Source organism: Ruegeria sp. BE3 (assembly GCF_056538865.1).
On the sequence record NZ_JBQFTW010000002.1, the window covers coordinates 19,192 to 38,018 of the forward strand.

The window sequence follows — 18,827 nt, forward strand, 5'->3', positions numbered from 1 at the left end:
CAGCCCTGGGGGAGAGGGGCTTATGGGAGGAGAAATGACAAAACTGGTCGACATGACGGGGATTGATAAACACTTCCCCGGTGTGCACGCGCTGAAAACCGTGCAGTTCGATCTGTTTCCGGGCGAGGTTCACGCGCTGATGGGCGAGAACGGGGCCGGAAAAAGCACGCTGATGAAAATCCTTTCAGGGATTTATCAGCGAGATGGTGGTGATCTGGCGATCGAAGGCAAATCGGTTAGCCCGACTACCCCGCGTGAGGCGCAGGATCTGGGTATTGGCATCATCCATCAGGAACTGAGCCTGATGAACGATCTCACCGTTGCGCAGAATATCTTCATCGGGCGCGAACCGCGCAAAAGCTTCGGTCGTCTGGATGAGGCTGCATTGAACGCGCAGACCGCCGAAATCTTTGCCTCAATGAACCTGTCGCTAGACCCCAAAACACTGGTCGGCAGTCTGACCATCGCGAAACAGCAGATGGTCGAGATCGCCAAGGCACTATCTTACCGGTCGAAAGTGCTGATCATGGATGAACCTACAGCGGCGTTGAATGACGCCGAGATCGCCGAGCTGTTCGTGATCATCCGCCGCCTCAAGGCAGAAGGCGTGGGCATCGTTTACATCAGCCACAAAATGGATGAGCTGAAGCAAATCGCCGACCGGGTAACCGTCATGCGCGATGGGGAATATGTGGGCACGGTGGGTGCCGCAGAGACCCCAATCAGCCAGATCATCGCGATGATGGTGGGTCGTGAAGTGAATGAGGAACCTCTGGACGTGCCGGATTTGGGTGATGCCGAGGTTTCGCTGCAAGTCACAGGCCTGAGCCGTAGCAAGGAAATTCAGGATGTCAGCTTTTCGGTTCAGAAAGGCGAGATACTGGGCTTTGCCGGGCTGATGGGCGCGGGTCGAACCGAAGTTGCACGAGCGATTTTCGGTGCCGATCCAAAAGATGCCGGAGAAATCCGGGTGCATGGTCAGGTAGTCTCGATCAAGTCGCCGACCGACGCGGTGAAGGCTGGGATCGGGTATCTGTCCGAAGATCGCAAGCATTTCGGCCTCGCCACCGGAATGAACGTTCGGGACAACATCGCGCTGGCCTCGATGGACCTGTTCACAAATACGGGCGGCGTTCTGAATGACAGTGAAGTCAGCACGACGGCCAAGGGCTATATCGCGCAGCTGGGCATACGGACGCCTTCGGATGTGCAGGAGGTCAGGCTGCTGTCCGGGGGCAATCAGCAAAAGGTGGTCATCGCAAAATGGCTGCTGCGCGATTGCGACATCCTGATCTTCGATGAACCCACTCGCGGCATCGACGTGGGCGCGAAATCCGAGATTTATAAACTACTGGAAGAGCTGGCCGAGCAGGGCAAGACGATCATCGTGATCTCATCCGAATTGCCAGAAATCATGCGCCTCAGCCACCGCATTGCTGTGATGTGCGAGGGCCGACTGACCGGCATTCTACCCGGCGGAAAAGACACCACTCAAGAAGACATCATGCATCTGGCCACGCAGCGCGCGGCGGCGATGCAGGTAACAGGGACAGTCCAATGACCACAGCTACGGATATCGACAAGAAGAAACCCCTCGCGGGTCTGTCGGAAAGCGGTGCCTATCAAAAACTGCTGGCGTTCGCGAGTTTGATCGCCCTTCTGATCGGCTTCTCGATCGCGTCGCCGAATTTCATGCAGACCTCGAACATGATTGCGATCTTGCAGGCGACCTCGGTCAATGGGGTGCTGGCAGTGGCCGCGACGCTGATCATCATTACCGGCGGGATCGACCTGTCGCTGGGCACATTGATGACCTTCTGTGCGGTGATCGCGGGCGTTGTTCTGACCTATCTGGGGATGCCCTTGTTGTTGGGTGTCGCAGCGGCCATCGCGGCGGGGGCGCTTTGCGGTCTGTGCTCGGGCACGTTTGTGGCCAAGATGAAGATCCCGCCCTTCATTGCGACTTTGGGCATGATGCTAATCCTCAAGGGCATGTCGCTGGTGATCTCGGGCACGCGGCCGATCTATTTCAACGACACGCCGGGCTTTGACCAGATTTCGCGCGGGTCGCTGATCGGAGAGGTTTTTCCTGCCTTGCCCATCCCCAATGGAGTGCTGATCCTGTTCCTGGTGGCCATCGCGGCCTCGTACATTCTGGGGCGCACGGTGCTGGGGCGGTACACCTTTGCGCTGGGATCGAACGAAGAGGCGGTGCGCCTGTCGGGGGTGAACACCGACATGTGGAAGATGCGCATCTATGCGCTGGCCGGAGCCATCTGTGGCATTGCCGGTATCCTCATCGCCTCGCGCCTGAATTCTGCGCAACCCGCGCTGGGCCTGGGCTACGAGCTGGAGGCCATCGCTGCTGTTGTCATCGGGGGCACGTCCCTGTCCGGCGGGCGCGGCACCATTCTGGGAACTCTGATCGGGGCCCTGATCATGGCCGTGCTGACAAACGGTCTGCGCGTGCTGTCCGTCGCGCAGGAATGGCAGACCGTTGTCACCGGTGCGATCATTATTCTGGCCGTCTATGCCGACATGGCGCGGCGCAAGAAAACGGGTTGATCTCAAGGCATAACGAAAGACCAAAACGACCAACTGGAGGAAAAATCATGTTATCACGTCGTTTCATTCTGGGGGCGCTGAGTGCGGCAACCCTGGCAGGCCCCGCCTCGATGGCGGCTGCGGAAGACATTTACATCCCGCTGGTATCCAAAGGTTTCCAGCACCAGTTCTGGCAGGCGGTAAAGTCCGGGGCTGAACAGGCGGCGGACGAATTCAACGTCACCATCACCTTCGAAGGTCCGGACAACGAAACAATGGTCGACCGCCAGATCGACATGCTGGCTGCTGCCTTGGCCAACAATCCCAAGGCTATCGGCTTTGCCGCATTGGACAGCCAGGCCGCGATCCCGCTTCTGAAGCAGGCCAATGAAAAGGGTATTCCGGTCATCGCCTTCGACAGCGGTGTCGACAGCGATATCCCCCTTTCGACCGCGACCACCGACAACCTGGCTGCTGCCGGACTGGCGGCGGACAAGATGGCTGAAAAGATCGGCGGCAAGGGTAAGGTTGCTGTCGTGGCACATGACCAGACCAGCCGTACAGGTATTGATCGCCGCGATGGTTTTGTGAATCGGATGGCCGAAAAATACCCGGATATCGAAGTTGTCACGGTTCAGTATGGTCAAGGCGATCACCTGAAATCCACAGAGGTGACCAAGGCGATCCTGACCGCGAACCCGGATCTGAATGGCATTTTCGGCACCAACGAGGGCTCGGCCATCGGCGTGGTGAACGGGGTGCAGGAACTGGGCACTGAAGGGTTGGTCATCATCGGTTATGACAGCGGTAAAGCGCAGAAAGATGCCATCAAGAGCGGCCTGATGGCCGGCGCAATCACTCAGAACCCCGTGGGTATCGGGTATGAAACCGTGAAAGCTGCGGTTGCTGCGCTGAACGGTGAAGAAGTCCCGAACCTGATCGACACGGGCTTCTACTATTATGATGCATCAAACATCGACGATCCCAAGATCGCGGCCGTTCTTTACGACTGACAAACGCCACTCACTTGAGCCTGTCTGGCCCAGCCTGTTTGGTTGGGCCAGATGCGTTTGAACAAGTTTGGCCTTTGGCTATATTGCTGCCCCATCTTTTCGCAGCACGACAGGGCCCGGTTTGAGCTTTGAGAGTGCGAAACAAGCCTATTCACGCACTAGCCGGAAGCTTCGGATCCAGAGGCCGGCATCAGAATTCCAGCTCGCCTTGATAACCGAACAGTGCAGGTAACCCGCCGGTGTGCAGCATGACAACTTTCTGGCCGGGTTTGATTTGTTCCGTTGCTAGCAAGTCCAGCAACCCCGAGAAGGTCTTTGCAGTATAAACAGGGTCGAGGAATATACCCTCGGTTCTGGCCATTTTCTCCAGCGCAAACCGTGTTTTGTCACTGATCTTGCCATAACCCGTAGACAGGGCGGTGTCGGTGACATGTATCCTTTCGAGTAACGGTTCCGGCTCTATGGCCAGAAGATCGGCCAGTTTTTGCAGTACGATCTCCATCCGTGCGCTTTGTTGATTGCTGTCCCGTCGGACGCATACGCCAAAGATCGAGGCTGGGCTTCCTGTCAGTGCGACTCCTGTCAACAGACCGCCATGCGTTGCTCCGCTGCCCGAGGGGACTACGACCGCATCAAAGTCGCGCATCTGTTCATACAATTCCAGACCGGCAGCAACGTAACCCAACGCGCCCAGAGGCGGGTGATGAAGCCCCAGATGTATGACATAGGGTTTGCGTCCCTGTGCAGCCAGTTCCTCTGCACGTGCATGGAGCGCTGCATCCGCACCGGCTTCGTCCTCTCCTTCAGGGTAACTCATATGCTCCGCCCCGAGGATTTTGGCGAGCATCACGTTACCTGACGTGTAATAATCCGGCCCCATTTCCGGAACGCGTTCTTCCAGTTGCAGAACGGCTTGCATGCCCAGCCGGGCGGCGGCGGCCGCCGCCGAGCGCACATAGTTGGACTGAACCGCGCCGGTGATCAGAACGGTGTCAGCACCTTGCCGGAGCGCATCGCCGAAATAGAACTCAAGTTGCCGTGTCTTGTTCCCTCCGAACCCAAGCCCAGTCAGGTCGTCGCGTTTGAGCCAGAGGTCAATTCCGAGCTCGGCAGATAACCTGTCCAATCGTTCCAGAGGTGTTGGTCCGGACATAAAATCAGCCCGCGGAAATCGTGCCAGAAGGTCGTTATGGTTCATGATCCATCCACCGAAACTATGCCATCACATAGGCACGTTGAAAAAGGACACAGCAGGCAATCAGCGAAACCACGCGAATGGCTGCCTTGACGAGGGATTGTGGCAGGTAAGGACCGATGGCGCGACCCAATAAGCTGCCAATCAGCGTGATCACGGCAAAGCCCATGACCTGCGTGTCTGCTGAAAAGGCTTGCACGCTGGGTAAGCTGTGCAGCAGAAAGGCGACGCCATAAGCCACCAGTGCGATAGGTTGAACCAATTTGGCGACGTCCTTTGCCGATCGTCCCTTTGCAATCAAACCAAACACCATCAGAGGGCCAGGCGTCGCGGCCCATACAGTCGCAAGTCCGGACAAGCCCGATACGAAGGTGAAGCCAGTTGTTCCGATTGCCTTGTGAAGAGGTATCAGCGTTGTGACCAATCCGATCAGCAAAAGGCTGGCTGTCAGGGCCAGCACGAAAGCCTCGCTCAACATCGGATAAACCGCCAGGCCAACGACTATTCCGATAAGGCATCCTATGATCGCGGTCAGGATTGTCCGCCGTTCCAGGGTTAGTACGCGCCGATCCGTGGCGACTGCGGAAACGATTGTGTTCAATAGCAGCAGAACCGGAATGGCCGTGGACGTACCCAGAAGGATCATCATCGGTGGGCCAGCAACGATGCTGAACCCGATACCGATCCCGACCTGCAGAATAGCGCCCAGACAGATGGCGATCATCAGCAGGTACAACTCTACGGTCAATTCAAACTCCCATGGTCACAGCCACTTCTTACATCTGCTGATGTATCCAGAGTTTCAGGTCATGGTCCATGCCGTTTTGTTGAAGCGAGTGATCGGCCAACGTCATGCAGCGTCATCACGACCAGGGCATAATCCCGGAAAAGCGACCGCGAACCGCAACGGAATGCGCCATCTGAGCAAGCGTCGTCAGGTCGAAGACAGGCAGTTGAAGCTCCTCCTGAATTTGCGCCGCATAGGGGGGCAGGTCGGTACATTCCAGCACCAGAGACCGAATATCCGGTGCCTGACGTTTCAGGCGGCGGGCGGCGTCCATAACCTCGGCCTCGATCAGATCGGTGTCCATACGGGTGCGGGTGTTCCGCAGAATTACTTCGGCGAATTCGCTTGTATCCTCCAGGCCCTGCACAGCGACCGGGATACTGGCTGCTCCGACACCTTCGAAATGGCGTGGTGTCAGCGCGGACGCATCTGCAGTCAGCACACCGACCGGAGCACTTGCGCCTGTCATATGATAAGCCAGCGGCACCTGGATCAGACTTGAGGCAAAGACCGGCACGGAAACGGCTTCGGCGAGTTCCTTTTGAAACAGAGCCAGAAAACCGCAGCTGCCGGTGATCGCGCGCACTCCTTCGGCCTCCAACCGTTGGACGCCTTTGATCAGTGGGGCCAGCAACTCGGGCGTTGGGTTGTTCAGCAGGGTGGGGACGGTGATACCGTCTATCATCTCGTAGAGCACGGGAAACGGCAGGCTGGACGGGTTTTTGATATGACCGGGCGGCTTGGGAAAATAGCTTTCAAGGCACAATACACCAATGGATGCACCGCAGATATTCTGACCGCCATTGTAAATCGGCATGGTGTTCGAATCCTTTCGATATCGCAGGTTAGAACCGGGCCGCCGAAAACGGGGCCAGATCGACGTTCGGGCTACGACCAGACACGAGATCGGCCACAAGCTCACCGGTTTTCGGGGCCATCATCAGCCCGTAATGAGAATGCCCGAACGCTGCAAAGAGCCCGTCCATGCCGTCAAGTTGCCCAAGCGCAGGCAAGCTGTCGGGAAAGGAGGGGCGTCGTCCCATCCAGAATTGCGCTTGGCCGGTATCAAGGTCTGGAACCATGGATTTGGCCTGATCGGTCAGGATCTTCTTTTTGCGCGGATCGGCAGGGGCATCTATGCTTGCGAATTCGGCGGTGCCGGCGACCCGCAGACCGCCTTGCATCGAACTGGCGACCACTTTTGCATCCACATCCATGATTGAGTTGTTCAGACTGACTGAGGCGGCCGGAAATTCGACATGATAGCCGCGCTCGGCGACGAGAGGGACGGTCAAGCCCAGTGGTTTCAGCAGATCGACCGACCACACTCCGGCTGCCAGTATGACATGCCGGGCGTACAATGTTCCTTGCCCGGTAGCGATCTGCCAGCCGCTGTCTATGTCGCGCGTCAGCCCGGTGACCTCGGTTCGTAAGATTTCAGCGCCTTGCCTGCGGGCCTTGTCGGCCAGAACCGCCCCCATACGTCCCGGCGAAGTCACCCGCGCCTGTCCTTTGATCACAATCGCGGCTTTGAACGCATCCGTCAGCGCAGGTTCGAGCCTTCGCAATTCAATGCCATCTATCCGCTCAAGATCACCGCCTTTTTCCCGCCGGATCAAATAGTCCAGCCCATCCAGATTGGCCTGTTCGGGACGGCGGAATGCGTGAACGTAGTAGCTGTCAGCGATCAGGTCTTCGTGCCCGGTGCCGCGCAGATGCCTGCGATACAGATCGATGGACGGTCGGCATAAAAGCTCCATCGCGTCCGAGACCTCGCGCACGGTCTTTTCGCCGGAATTGCTCAGAAACCGCATGCCCCATGGGATCATCTTAGGCCAGAAGGCAGGTCGGACTGAGAGCGCACTTTTGGGGTCCATCAACATCTGCGGAAGTTTCTTCCAGATGCCCGGAACCGCTTGTGGGATGATCGACCACGGGGACACGACGCCCGCGTTCCCGAATGACGTTTCCTGTCCGGGCTCGCCTCGATCGACGAGCCTAACCGGGATACCGCGTTCCTGCAGTGACAGGGCGCAGCAAATTCCGACGATCCCCGCGCCGATGATGGTGACTTGTTCTGTCATCGTATCAGGCCGGCGAAGGGCTTCTGTTACGGCCGATCAACTGGGTGACAATGACCGGCGAGGCGACGGCCAGTGCGATCAGGTCCGCCATCAGTGATGGTGCCACAAAGATCACACCGGCGATGGCCATCAGAATCCGCGACGCAATGTTCAGCGGTTTTAACCAGTAGCCGACGACAGCAGCGGACAGTGCAATGACACCAGCGATGCAACTGGTAGCGGTGTAGGTGAATTCCCACATATTGAACCCGGTCGAAGACACGAACAGCAAAACCGGAGCATAGACGAAAGCCATGGGTGCAATCACCTTGCCCAACCCAAGTGTGAAGGCGGACAAACCGGTTCGGAACGGGTTGGAATTGGCAATCGCCGCTGCCGCATAGGCCGATGTGCAGACCGGAGGCGTGATCTCGGACACCACTCCATAGTAGAGAACGAACAGGTGGCTGGCGATGGGTGGAACGCCCAGCTGTGCCAGTGCAGGTTGTGCGACCGAAACCAGCATGATGTAGAGAGCCGTGGTTGGGATACCCGCCCCCATCAGGATGCAGACGATGGCGATGAAGACCAACGAGATGAAAAGTTGCAGGTCTTCCATGGCAAACAGCTGAAAACTGCCGAACGAGATCATGTTATAAAGATCCGACGCCAGATTGCCCGCGCCTTGCGTCACCATGAAGCCGATGCGGAAGCCGATGCCGGTGGTGTTGATCACGCCCACGACGATGCCAACCGCAGCGGCTGCGGCGCCTACGGCCAGAGAGTATTTCACGCCCAACTCGACCGCCTGCAGCATCTCGGGCACTTCGATACGTTTCTGCGGGTTCAGCGTGGCGATGACGGACAGACCGCACAGGATCGCGGTCATGGTCAGATCAAACCCGCCGTCTGAGAACTTCCACAGTACAAAGGCCAGAAAGGCTGCCGCGTAGATCAACGTTGGTGGCTGTTTAATGCGCGACATACCGGCGATGACTGCCAGTGAAATACCGCAGAAGGCCGACATGAAGGGCGTGTAGCCCGTGAACAGAACCACCAGCAGACCGATCAACGGTACGATATTGGCCCAGCCTTCAGCCCAGACGGATTTGAGCTGTGGCAGTTGCTCTTTTGCCAGACCTTGCAGGTTGAGCTTGCGCGCCATCAGGTGCACCACGGCAAAGACTCCGACATAGTGCAGGATCGCGGGGAAGATCGCCGCGATCACGATGGTGGTATATGGCACCTCAAGGAACTCGGCCATGATGAAGGCCGCAGCCCCCATGATCGGCGGCGTGATCTGCCCGCCTGCCGAAGACGCGGCCTCGACCCCGCCTGCGAAATGGCCGGGGTAGCCCAGACGTTTCATGTTCGGAATGGTCAGCGCGCCGGTCGAAACGGTATTGGCGACGGACGAGCCTGAGATGGTGCCGAAGAATGCGGAAGACACCACCGATACCTTCGCGGGGCCACCGGTATAGCGGCCCGCAAGAATGGTGGCATTGTCGATGAACAGCTGCCCCAACCCGGTGCGTTGCGCGATGACGCCGAACAGGACAAAGTGAAAGACAATGGTGGAAACCACCCAAAGCGTGACGCCATAGATGCCTTCCTGCGGGAAATACATCGACGACACGAAGGTTTTGAAGTTCACGCCCGGATGCTGCAGCAAGCCCGGGAAATACGGCCCGAGCAGAGCGTAAGAGATGAACACACAGATGATCAGCGGCAGCACCCAGCCCAGCGTGCGGCGGGCGATGTCCAGCACCAGCAGGATGATGACCACGCCAAGGAACACGTCATAGCCATTTGGGTTCCCCATACGGAAGGTCTGCTCCTCAATCCCCAGAAACGGGATGCCGCGCCAGGCGAAGCCGACATACAGGGCTGCTACAATGCCGAACCCCATGAAGACCAGATCGTAGAAGGGGACATTGCCGATGCGGAAGCGACTGACCTTTAGGGCATACAGGCTTTTGGCACCGATAATCGGGATGGTGGCGTAGACCAGAATGAACAGCAGGGCCAGATAGATACCCATATGCCAGTGGTCGGCGGGCAGGCCGAAACCAGCTGTAAAGAATTCGTAGAATGCAAAGATCAGGGCAACGACGCGCAGCACCTTGCCCGCCGTGGGAGTGACCTGCCGGACGGCAGCACCTTCGTCGAACTGCTCTTCGATGGCCGCCAGTTCCTCGGCTGTCAGTTCGTGGTCATCAAGTTTCTGGGTGTCGGACATGATGGCCCCCCGATTTCGCATGAGTCCAGAGTGCGGTGCCCCGCGCAGGGGCACCGACGACAGATGTCAGTGAGATGCGATTACTGAAGAAGCCCAGCTTCTTTATAGAACTTCTCCGCCCCCGGATGCAGCGGCACACCCAGCGCTTCGACACCGTCCAGCGCTGTATCAGCTGTGATCTGCTTACCCTTGGCATGGCCATTATCCAGCAGCTTGCGGGTGTTGTCGTTCCACAGGGCTTTGGTCAGCTGATAGACCAGATCTTCGGATAGATCCGAGGAGACAACCAGCATGGCGCTCACCGCCGGGGTCTTGGTTTCGGCATCGATGCCTTCATAGACGCCACCCGGAATAGCCGAGGGGATATAGGCCGGAATGATCTCGTTGATCTTCGCCAGATCCTCGTCGCTGAACGAGTGCAGGTTCATGCCCTTGGTCGAGGACAGCTGCACCATCGCGGCGACCGGCCAGCCTGCAGCATAGAAATAGGCGTCCAGCTGACCATCGGCCAGACGCTCGGCGCTTTGGCTATTGTTCAGTTCGGCTTCATCCATGTTGTCGCGATTGACGCCCCAGGCTTCGAGCATCTGCAGTACGGCAACCTGCGTACCTGAACCAGCCTGCGCGATGCCGACGCGTTTGCCCTCCAGGTCGCCCAGATCACCAATCGTCGCGCCCGCGGGCAGCACCAGATGCAGATCTTCCGGGAACAGGTTGGCCACGATGCGCAGCTTGGGATGGGGTTTGCCGTCGAATTTGCCCTCGCCCAGATACATCGAGCGGGTGACGTCGGCTGCGGCCAGACCGGCCTCAAGCTCGCCGTTTTGTACGGCAGCATTGTTGAAGACCGAGGCCGTGGTGGATTGCGCGATGGCAATCAGGCCGGGCACACCGCACTGGCCACCCTCTTCGCAGGGGCGCGAGCCCGGAGGGGCTGAGATACCGTTGGCGATGGTGCCGCCAATGGGGAAATAGGTTCCACCGGCACCACCTGTGCCGATGCGGAAAAAGGTCGGGTCCTGCGCCAGCGCCGGTGCGGCCAGTGCGCCAGCCAGAGCCAGGCCAGTCAGGCATTTCACTAGTTTCATCATCGTCTCCGTAGTTGGTTCGTTGGATTCGGTTCGCCCGAATTCTGATCCTGAAAGCGTAGAGACAATTCGCATAAATACAAATTTGTTATATTTCACTATACTAAAGTTTATCTTATATATTGAATATGAACCTGACCCAACTCGCCGTGTTCCGCGAGGTGATGGAAACCGGCTCCATCTCGCAAACGGCCAAGAAACTGAACCGCACCCAACCTGCCATCAGCCTGGCGCTGAAAAACCTGGAGAAGTCATTGGGGTTGACCTTGTTCGAACGGCACGGGCGCCGATTGGTGCCGGTACCCGAAGCACATTACCTCTTGGCGGAAACAACCGGTATCCTTGACCGCCTCGCAACGATTTCGAACACGATGGAAGGGCTGATCAAGGGCCATTCGGGTAGCCTCAACATTGCCACCATGCCTGGACCGTCGGCTTTTCTCTTCCCACGGTTCATCAGCCAGTCGGTCGCGGAAAACCCCGAGATACACATCACGCTGTCCACTCGTAGCTCGCCCCAGATCATGGAACTTGCAGGAACACAGAATATCGATTTCGGGTTCGCAGATTTCGAACACTCGGCCGGGAAGGAACCCCAATATAAGGCCGAATTGATCCGGGCAGATTGCTTCTTTGCCGTAGACCGAGAGAACCCGTTGGCGACGCGCGAATACATCACCATCGAGGATTTGGATGGGGTTCCGATGGGCGGGCTATACGCCACCCATCCCTTTCAACAAAAGATTCGGCAGGAATTCCAGGATATCTCCGTGGACTACAACCCGACAGTGACTTGCCAGTATTTCATTCCGCTTGTTCCTTTTGTCAGTTCTGGCCAGTGTTGCAGCATCGTCGATCCATTGACTGTCGCGACAGAACGGGAACTAAATCTGTCCAACAAAAAAGTTGTGTTCGTTCCTTTTGAAAAACCACTCAGATATGAGTACGCGATCCTGAAACCGGAACATCGCCCCCCGTCTCAATTGGCTCTGAAGATAATGGCGGGCTGGAGAGCTGAAGTTCTGAAAATGTTGAAGGAAGTGGATGCGCACCCCCAAGCGGAGTTGTTTTCTCAGGAGAACTGAAACAACACTTTTATTGTGTTCCGGTGCCGTCGACTTGGTGCCCCGGCGTGAAGGGCGGGTTTTCTCAGCCTGGAGGCAAATGCGTGTCCAGGAAACCGGTTAGGGCCTCCCAGTATTCCGCCCCGTCACCACTCACGAGCGCCGACGCACCATGACGTCCGCGGCCCTTTGGTTCAAACCCTGTGACAGGGCCAGTTATTTTTGCTTCGAAAGGTCTCCACTGACCAGTCTCATTGCTAGCCGAGGTCAGAAAGACCGGCGCCTTCAGCTTTTCGAGCCGTTTTGAAACGTAATTATTGCTGCCGAAATATTCGCCGGGGGAAAACGCCATAACGGCGTCGGCAAAATTATCGTTATCCGCGGCCAAGACGAGGACTAGGCCGGCGGAATAAGAAGAGCCGAGCACGCCGACTTTTTGTGCACCAGCGTTGTTTCGCGCCCATGTAGCTGCGGCCTGCATGTCGGGGATGGCGCTGTCATAGGCAACATTGCCCCCCGCCTTGGCGGCGGTTTCGTTTTCCACCCCGTTGAATTTGCCGCCTGAGCGCTGGTCGACTGCAAGCGTCGCGTAGCCAAGCCCGTTCAACCGCTTGGCGATATCAGAGTATTCGCCGCGGCTTGCTCCAGCCATGTGATAAAGCACGAGAATGGTACCATAGGCTTTTTCGGGCTTTTGGAAATCTGCGGTTACGATAATCCCGTCGGAGGCCTTGAACCGCACCGTTTCGGCCGACGCGACGTTGGCGGCGAGAAGAATGGCTGCAAGCGTGAGAAGCGATTTGATCATGAAAGTCTCCCGAAGGCTCAGGAGAGACTTAGCATTTCCGCTATGTGGATTGCGGTAACGTTTTGAAGAGTAGGGCTCACCGAGTGAAGGGACGCTGACCTGACACGCTTGAGGTCAACGGAATTAATAGATGCCGTGTCTGGATAGCGAGAGATACGCATGCAGCTTCATTTTGTGTCACACCTGTGTGTCACACCGCTCTGATGCTTGCTATCTAGTTGTATGGTTAGGTTTTGGTGGAGCCTAGGGGAGTCGAACCCCTGACCTCTTGCATGCCATGCAAGCGCTCTCCCAACTGAGCTAAGGCCCCATACAGGTACCGCCTCGGCGGTGGACGGACGTTTATGAGACGTCGCAAGTGAGTTCAAGCCCTAATAACAGAATAGGCGAAAAAGTTTCGCTGGGTATTTAGGACTGGGACGAGGCGGCATAGGCCGCCCCGAGGTCTGTCAGCTTTCGTCGTCCGACGACATATCCTTGATGTCGTCCAGCGAAACGTTATCGCCGTCGTCCTCATCATCCAGCAGATCATCGTCCAGTTCGACATCCACATCGGCGTCATCGTCCAGAACGATATCGTCATCCGATGTCGCTTCGCGCGCCTTGACCGATGCTGCATCTTCCGCATCCGCAGCGATCATCCGGCTTTTGCCGGTATCCAGTTCCACGATCTCGCCTGTATAGGGGCTGACGATCGGGTCCTTGTTCAGGTCATAAAAGCGTTTGCCAGTGGTCGGGCAAACACGCTTTACGCCCCATTCTTCCTTGGGCATATCAAATCCCCTTGATATCAGGTGAATCTCATCAATGATTCAGGTCACCTGCCACAAGCGGCAGGGACTGTCAAAGCCTTTGCGCGAAGGAGATCGGCCCATGGGGCGACACGCATTGCCGGGAACGCCCCCTGTACCGCTGACATTGCGCAAATCGGCGCGTGCGCGGCGGATCAGTTTGCGGATTTCCCAACTGGATGGGCGGGTTACGTTGACCTATCCGACCGGGGTCGCCGAAGATGAGGCGTTGAGCTTTGCGCAGCAAAAAGAGGGCTGGATCCGAGGGCACCTGCAGGATCGGCCGGAGCCTGCCATTGTGCAATTCGGGCAATCGCTCCCCATTGAGGGGGTTGTACGACGAATCGTTCCCGCCTCGGGCCGCCGGGTGCAGCTGCGAGAGACGGAAATCGCCGTTCCCAAGGGCGCCGAGGCCCGGCGTCTTGCCCGTTTCCTGAAAGAGCTTGCCCGGGATCGGCTGACCGGGGCGTGTGACGACTATTCCGCGATGCTGGAGCGGCCATATAGCAGCCTCACGCTGCGCGATACACGCTCGCGCTGGGGGTCGTGCACATCGGCGGGGGGCCTCATGTTCTCGTGGCGTTTGATCCTTACGCCACCCGAAGTGCTGCATTATGTGGCCGCGCATGAGGTGGCGCATCTGGCCGAGATGAACCACTCGCCTGCCTTCTGGGCGCAGGTCGAGCGGATCTATGGCCCTTACAAAGCGCCACGCCGGTGGTTGCGCGACCATGGCACGCATCTGCATCGATACCGATTCGAGGCCAGCAGTTGACCTGAGAAGGATTTGTGATCACATAAACCCATGCTGACCACACGTACTGCCGACTCTCACACTGCTACTCATGATCGTGTTTATCGCGCCCTGCGCTCGCGCATTATGCATGGCGAAATCGCTCCCGGGCAGGCGTTGACCTTGCGCGGTATCGGCAAGGAGTTTGGCGTCTCAATGACCCCCGCGCGCGAGGCTGTGCGACGGTTGGCGGCGGAAGGTGCTCTGTTCCTGTCCACCTCCGGCCGGGTGTCGACACCGGAATTGACCAATGACCGGATCGAAGAACTGGCTGCGCTGCGCGCATTGCTTGAGGTGGAGCTTGCCAGTCGCGCCTTGCCGCGCGCCCATATGGCATTGATTGACCGGTTGCAAAGCATCAACATGAATGTGGCCGAAATGGTCACTAAGCGGGATGCAGTGGGCTATATCCGCTCGAATCTCGAGTTCCATCGTACCCTGTATCTGCGCGCGCAGGCCCCGGCGATGCTGGCGATTGCCGAGACCGTCTGGCTGCAACTGGGACCAACAATGCGCGCCCTCTATGGGCGGCTCAGACGCACCGAGCCTCCCCATTATCACCGCCTGATTATTGCGGCACTCAAGGCCGGGGATGAACCCGGGCTTCGGCTGGCAGTGCGTTCGGATGTGACGCAGGGGCTACGCCTGCTGGTGACCTGAGCGGCTTGTTGCCCATCGCCCTGACCTGCTCATTTGAGGCATAGCTCTGCTGGTCTGGATGGTCGGGCTGCGTTATCCTGATTGCAAATCACAACAAGAGCAGATTTCAATCATGATCAATCGTCGAACATTCTCCGCTGGGCTTGGGGCAAGCCTTCTGGCCGCCTGTTCAGGAGGCAGCGCTCCAAGCTCTGCCCCCGCGAGCCGCATGCGTGCCGTGCCTAACGCAGGTTGGGATGCCTGGGTTGCTGGCTTCAAGGGCCGAGCCGCCTCTCAGGGTATTTCGCAGACCACGCTCAATCGTGCCTTTCAGGGCGCGGGTTATCTGCCCGACGTTATCGAGCGCGACCGCAATCAGGTCGAATTCAAACGCTCGCTTGAAGATTATCTGGCTATCGCCGCCTCGGACGAACGGATCAGCACTGGCAAGCAGATGTTGGTGCGCCACGCGGGAACCCTGTCACAGATCGAAGCCAAGTATGGTGTCGACAAAGAGGTGGTTGTCGCCGTTTGGGGGCTGGAGAGCCGATATGGCGCGCGGCGCGGCGACGTGCCGGTGATCTCGGCGACCTCAACTCTGGCCTATGACGGGCGGCGCGGGGCATTCTTTGAAAAGCAACTGGTGGCCGCGCTGCGGATTATTCAGGAGGGCGACACATCGCCCGCCAATATGACCGGCAGCTGGGCGGGTGCCATGGGGCATACGCAATTCATCCCGACCTCTTATCTGGCCTATGCAGTGGATTTCACAGGCGATGGGCGGCGCGATATCTGGTCTGAGGATCCCACGGATTCTCTGGCTTCGACAGCCGCCTATCTGGCGCGGGCGGGTTGGGTGCGTGGGCAGCCCTGGGGAGGTGAGGCCGGCACGGTGTCCGGCACACCTGTTGCGGTGTTGCAACCGCAGACGCCCGGACCGCGCATCGCTGTGTTCCGCAACTTTCAGGTCATCAAGCGCTATAACAACTCGGACAGCTACGCGATTGGTGTAGGCCACCTGTCGGACCGGATTGCGGGGGGTGCACCGTTTCAGGCCTCGTTCGGGCCGGATGAAAACGGGTTGACGTTAGAGGATCGGAAGGAGCTACAGCGCCGTCTGACTGCCGCCGGGTATGATACGCAGGGCGCGGATGGGGTGATCGGTAAGAACTCCGAAGCCGCGATCAGTGGCTATCAGCGTGCGAACGGCCTGCCTGTCACCGGCAAGCCATCGGTCGATCTGCTGCGTCGATTGGGAGGCTGACGGCTTACGCCGCTAGGCCTTTAGAGCCGATATCGAGGAATTTCTGTCGGCGGTCCTTGATCAGGGCCGCCGCATCTTTGCCGTCTAGCTCTTTCAGCATTGCGGTGATGGCCGAACGCACCGACTCGACCGTCGCGGGGCGATCGCGATGCGCACCGCCTTTGGGTTCGGTGATGATCCGGTCACATACACCAAGCTTGTAGAGGTCTTGCGCGGTCAGGCGCAGCGCCTCGGCGGCTTCGCGCATCTTCTCGGCGTCTTTCCACAGGATCGAGGCGCAGCCTTCGGGTGAAATCACCGAGTAGACCGAGTGCTCCAGCATCGCCACGCGGTTCGCGGTGGCGAATGCGACCGCGCCGCCCGAGCCACCTTCGCCGATGATGACCGAGACCAGAGGCACCCCGATCTTCAGACACATCTCGGTCGAGCGCGCGATGGCCTCAGATTGGCCACGCTCCTCGGCCCCTTTTCCGGGATAGGCCCCGGCTGTGTCGATCAGAGTGATCACCGGCAGGCCAAAGCGGCCAGCCATTTCCATCAATCGCACGGCCTTGCGATAACCTTCGGGGCGGGCCATGCCAAAATTACGTTCGATCCGCGATTTGGTGTCACTGCCCTTTTCATGGCCGATCACCATGACTGGCTGGTCGTTGAACCGGGCCAGACCGCCGATCACGGCCAGATCGTCGGCGAAGTTCCGGTCCCCGGCCAGCGGCGTGAACTCGGTAAACAGCTCTTTGACATAGTCCTGACAATGGGGCCGTTCGGGGTGGCGCGCCACCTGGCATTTCCGCCATGGGGTCAGATCGGCGTAAAGCTCATCCAGCAGCTTGGCGGCCTTGGCATCCAGTGCTGCGGCCTCTTCGGTCACATCCATCTCTTCATTGGCACGGGCCAGCGCGCGCAATTCCTCGGCCTTGCCTTCGATCTCGGCCAGGGGTTTTTCGAAATCCAGATACTGGGTCATGACGCCTCTCAACGCGGAAGTTCCCTGCTATATGACTAAAGGTCGGCCCGGATGCAACTCAGCAAGATTTGTGGATCGATAATATGCGACTTCCGAGAAGGCGAGGAAGTAGGAAGAAAGCCCATGGCCACCAGCTATGAAGATCGCGTTCTGCGCGTATTGGCCTATATCCATGGCAACCCTGCAGGGGATCTGTCGCTGGACACTCTGGCCGATGTGGCCGCCATGTCGCGGTTCCACTGGCACCGGGTGTTTCGTGCCATCACGGGTGAAACCTGTGCGCAGGCGGTGCGTCGGATCAGGCTGCATCGTGCCGCGTGTTGGCTGGTTCAGACCGACGAGCCCTTGGGCAAGATCGCGTCCGACATCGGCTATCCCAACCTGAATTCTTTTGCGCGGGCCTTTTCCGAGGCCTACGGCAAAAGCCCCGCTGCCTTTCGCAGTGCCGGTCAGTTTTTGCCAGCTAACCCACGGTTCAAGATCGGAGATTATCCAATGCATCCCATTAGTACACGTATAGAACCCACCCGTCGCATCGTTGCCCTGCCGCATAAGGGTGCCTATACCGAAATCGGCGAAAGCTTTGAAGCGTTCAGCGCCTTGTGCGAATCCCGTCAGCTGTGGCCCCAGATTGGCCCGATGATTGGCATGTATTTCGACAGTCCAGATGATGTTCCCGAGCAGGACCTGCGCAGTTATGCCGGGGCTGAGTTCAGGGGTGACACAACGCCCGAGGGCATGGAGAGCCTGACCATTGCTGGCGGGAACACGGCAGTGTTGACCTTCAAAGGTCCATATTCAGGGCTTCAGGCCGCTTACCATAGTTTGTTCGGTAATTGGCTGCCTGAGTCCGGAGAGGAACCGGCGGATCAGCCCTGTTACGAGATTTACCTGAACGATCCGCGCGAAACTGCACCCGAGGACTTGCTGACCGAGATCTGCCTGCCGCTGAAATAGATCAAGGCCACAGCACCGGATACAGCGAGGCCACAAGAAGCCCCGCCATCGCCCAGTTGAACACCAACAACCGGCGCGGATTGGTCAGAATCCGCGCCATCTGTTGGCCGAGCACTGTCCAGACGCTGACCGATGGCAGATTGACCGCGCCAAACACGAGCGCGACGATTACGATGGCTGTGATCGTGTGGCCGGGCGTGTAGGCTGTGGTCGCCGTCAGCGCCATCGCCCAGGCTTTGGGATTGACCCACTGAAAGGCCGCCGCTTGCAAGAAGGTCATCGGCCTACCCGAAGCAGCCCCTCTTTGCGCCGGGGCGGCGTGGGCGATCTTCCATGCGAGATACAGCAGGTACAGGACCGATGCGATCTTGAGCAGCGTATAGCTGACGGGGAACCGATTGAAGACCTGCACCAGCCCGGCCCCGACCAGCAGCACCATGAACGTAAAGCCCAGCCCAATGCCCAGCATATGCGGGACGGTTCGGCGAAAGCCGAAATTGGCACCTGACGCCATAAGCATCAGATTGTTAGGCCCCGGCGTAATCGACGAGACGAAAGCAAATGCAATCAAAGCCAACAGGATGTCGTAGGTCATGCTTGGTATAATCTCGCCAA

Annotated in this window: 18 protein-coding genes and 1 tRNA gene; 8 read left to right on the plus strand and 11 right to left on the minus strand. The window is 58.3% G+C overall.

What is annotated here, in order from left to right:
* Positions 1-34: 34 nt before the first annotated feature.
* Genes ACR0AZ_RS07440 through ACR0AZ_RS07450 form a run of 3 tightly spaced genes read left to right on the plus strand, consistent with a single transcriptional unit; the run spans position 35 to position 3,557 of the window.
* Positions 35-1,561 carry a sugar ABC transporter ATP-binding protein gene (locus tag ACR0AZ_RS07440; RefSeq protein WP_480471211.1) on the plus strand — a complete coding sequence of 509 codons (1,527 nt, stop codon included), beginning with the start codon at positions 35-37 and terminating at the stop codon, positions 1,559-1,561.
* Positions 1,558-2,565 carry an ABC transporter permease gene (locus tag ACR0AZ_RS07445; RefSeq protein WP_170713290.1) on the plus strand — a complete coding sequence of 336 codons (1,008 nt, stop codon included), beginning with the start codon at positions 1,558-1,560 and terminating at the stop codon, positions 2,563-2,565. Before ACR0AZ_RS07440 ends, ACR0AZ_RS07445 begins: the two co-directional genes overlap by 4 nt.
* Positions 2,566-2,612: 47 nt before the next feature.
* Positions 2,613-3,557 carry a substrate-binding domain-containing protein gene (locus ACR0AZ_RS07450; protein ID WP_480471209.1) on the plus strand — a complete coding sequence of 315 codons (945 nt, stop codon included), beginning with the start codon at positions 2,613-2,615 and terminating at the stop codon, positions 3,555-3,557.
* 190 nt (positions 3,558-3,747) lie between these two features.
* On the opposite strand, the gene ACR0AZ_RS07455 is transcribed toward ACR0AZ_RS07450, so the two are convergent.
* From ACR0AZ_RS07455 to ACR0AZ_RS07480, 6 genes are all read right to left on the minus strand, one after another.
* On the minus strand, positions 3,748-4,755 hold the full coding sequence (locus tag ACR0AZ_RS07455; RefSeq protein ID WP_480667152.1) for a D-cysteine desulfhydrase family protein: 1,008 nt from the start codon (positions 4,753-4,755) through the stop codon (positions 3,748-3,750).
* Positions 4,756-4,771: 16 nt separating this feature from the next.
* Positions 4,772-5,500: a TSUP family transporter gene (locus ACR0AZ_RS07460; RefSeq protein WP_480667153.1), complete on the minus strand. Its 729-nt coding sequence runs from the start codon at positions 5,498-5,500 to the stop codon at positions 4,772-4,774.
* Between the two features lie 115 nt (positions 5,501-5,615).
* Positions 5,616-6,356 carry an aspartate/glutamate racemase family protein gene (locus ACR0AZ_RS07465; RefSeq protein ID WP_480667154.1) on the minus strand — a complete coding sequence of 247 codons (741 nt, stop codon included), beginning with the start codon at positions 6,354-6,356 and terminating at the stop codon, positions 5,616-5,618.
* Between the two features lie 28 nt (positions 6,357-6,384).
* Positions 6,385-7,623, minus strand: a complete 1,239-nt coding sequence (locus ACR0AZ_RS07470) for an NAD(P)/FAD-dependent oxidoreductase (RefSeq protein ID WP_480667155.1) — start codon at positions 7,621-7,623, stop codon at positions 6,385-6,387.
* 4 nt (positions 7,624-7,627) lie between these two features.
* Complete coding sequence (locus tag ACR0AZ_RS07475; RefSeq protein ID WP_480667156.1) at positions 7,628-9,841, minus strand: TRAP transporter permease; 2,214 nt, start codon at positions 9,839-9,841, stop codon at positions 7,628-7,630.
* An 80-nt stretch (positions 9,842-9,921) separates the two neighbouring features.
* Entirely contained in the window at positions 9,922-10,929 is a 1,008-nt protein-coding gene (locus tag ACR0AZ_RS07480) for a TAXI family TRAP transporter solute-binding subunit (protein ID WP_480471203.1), read from the minus strand.
* A gap of 128 nt (positions 10,930-11,057) precedes the next feature.
* Here ACR0AZ_RS07480 and ACR0AZ_RS07485 point away from each other — a divergent pair, with 128 nt between their 5' ends.
* Positions 11,058-12,014, plus strand: a complete 957-nt coding sequence (locus ACR0AZ_RS07485) for a LysR family transcriptional regulator (RefSeq protein ID WP_480667157.1) — start codon at positions 11,058-11,060, stop codon at positions 12,012-12,014.
* A 64-nt stretch (positions 12,015-12,078) separates the two neighbouring features.
* Here ACR0AZ_RS07485 and ACR0AZ_RS07490 read toward each other — a convergent pair whose 3' ends face one another.
* The 3 genes from ACR0AZ_RS07490 to ACR0AZ_RS07500 all read right to left on the minus strand — a co-directional run bounded on the left by ACR0AZ_RS07490 (position 12,079) and on the right by ACR0AZ_RS07500 (position 13,574).
* On the minus strand, positions 12,079-12,801 hold the full coding sequence (locus ACR0AZ_RS07490) for an alpha/beta hydrolase (RefSeq protein ID WP_480471201.1): 723 nt from the start codon (positions 12,799-12,801) through the stop codon (positions 12,079-12,081).
* Between the two features lie 234 nt (positions 12,802-13,035).
* Positions 13,036-13,111 (minus strand) — tRNA-Ala (locus ACR0AZ_RS07495).
* A 139-nt stretch (positions 13,112-13,250) separates the two neighbouring features.
* Positions 13,251-13,574 (minus strand): TIGR02300 family protein, encoded by a 324-nt coding sequence (locus ACR0AZ_RS07500; RefSeq protein WP_480471200.1) that lies wholly within the window; start codon positions 13,572-13,574, stop codon positions 13,251-13,253.
* A gap of 100 nt (positions 13,575-13,674) precedes the next feature.
* On the opposite strand from ACR0AZ_RS07500, the gene ACR0AZ_RS07505 reads away from it, so the two are divergent.
* The 3 genes from ACR0AZ_RS07505 to ACR0AZ_RS07515 all read left to right on the plus strand — a co-directional run bounded on the left by ACR0AZ_RS07505 (position 13,675) and on the right by ACR0AZ_RS07515 (position 16,288).
* The gene (locus ACR0AZ_RS07505) at positions 13,675-14,367 is read left to right on the plus strand and encodes a M48 family metallopeptidase (protein ID WP_480471199.1); all 693 of its coding nucleotides are present in this window, start codon (positions 13,675-13,677) and stop codon (positions 14,365-14,367) included.
* Positions 14,368-14,397: 30 nt separating this feature from the next.
* Positions 14,398-15,045: a GntR family transcriptional regulator gene (locus tag ACR0AZ_RS07510; RefSeq protein ID WP_480471198.1), complete on the plus strand. Its 648-nt coding sequence runs from the start codon at positions 14,398-14,400 to the stop codon at positions 15,043-15,045.
* Between the two features lie 112 nt (positions 15,046-15,157).
* Positions 15,158-16,288, plus strand: coding sequence for a lytic murein transglycosylase (locus ACR0AZ_RS07515; RefSeq protein WP_480471197.1), 1,131 nt, complete (start codon positions 15,158-15,160; stop codon positions 16,286-16,288).
* Positions 16,289-16,292: 4 nt separating this feature from the next.
* On the opposite strand, the gene ACR0AZ_RS07520 is transcribed toward ACR0AZ_RS07515, so the two are convergent.
* On the minus strand, positions 16,293-17,255 hold the full coding sequence (locus tag ACR0AZ_RS07520; RefSeq protein ID WP_480471196.1) for an acetyl-CoA carboxylase carboxyltransferase subunit alpha: 963 nt from the start codon (positions 17,253-17,255) through the stop codon (positions 16,293-16,295).
* A 123-nt stretch (positions 17,256-17,378) separates the two neighbouring features.
* Here ACR0AZ_RS07520 and ACR0AZ_RS07525 point away from each other — a divergent pair, with 123 nt between their 5' ends.
* Positions 17,379-18,212 (plus strand): AraC family transcriptional regulator, encoded by an 834-nt coding sequence (locus ACR0AZ_RS07525; protein ID WP_480471195.1) that lies wholly within the window; start codon positions 17,379-17,381, stop codon positions 18,210-18,212.
* Between the two features lies 1 nt (position 18,213).
* Here the strand turns inward: ACR0AZ_RS07525 and ACR0AZ_RS07530 are convergent, their stop codons facing one another.
* On the minus strand, positions 18,214-18,807 hold the full coding sequence (locus tag ACR0AZ_RS07530; protein ID WP_480471194.1) for a LysE family translocator: 594 nt from the start codon (positions 18,805-18,807) through the stop codon (positions 18,214-18,216).
* Positions 18,808-18,827 lie beyond the last annotated feature (20 nt).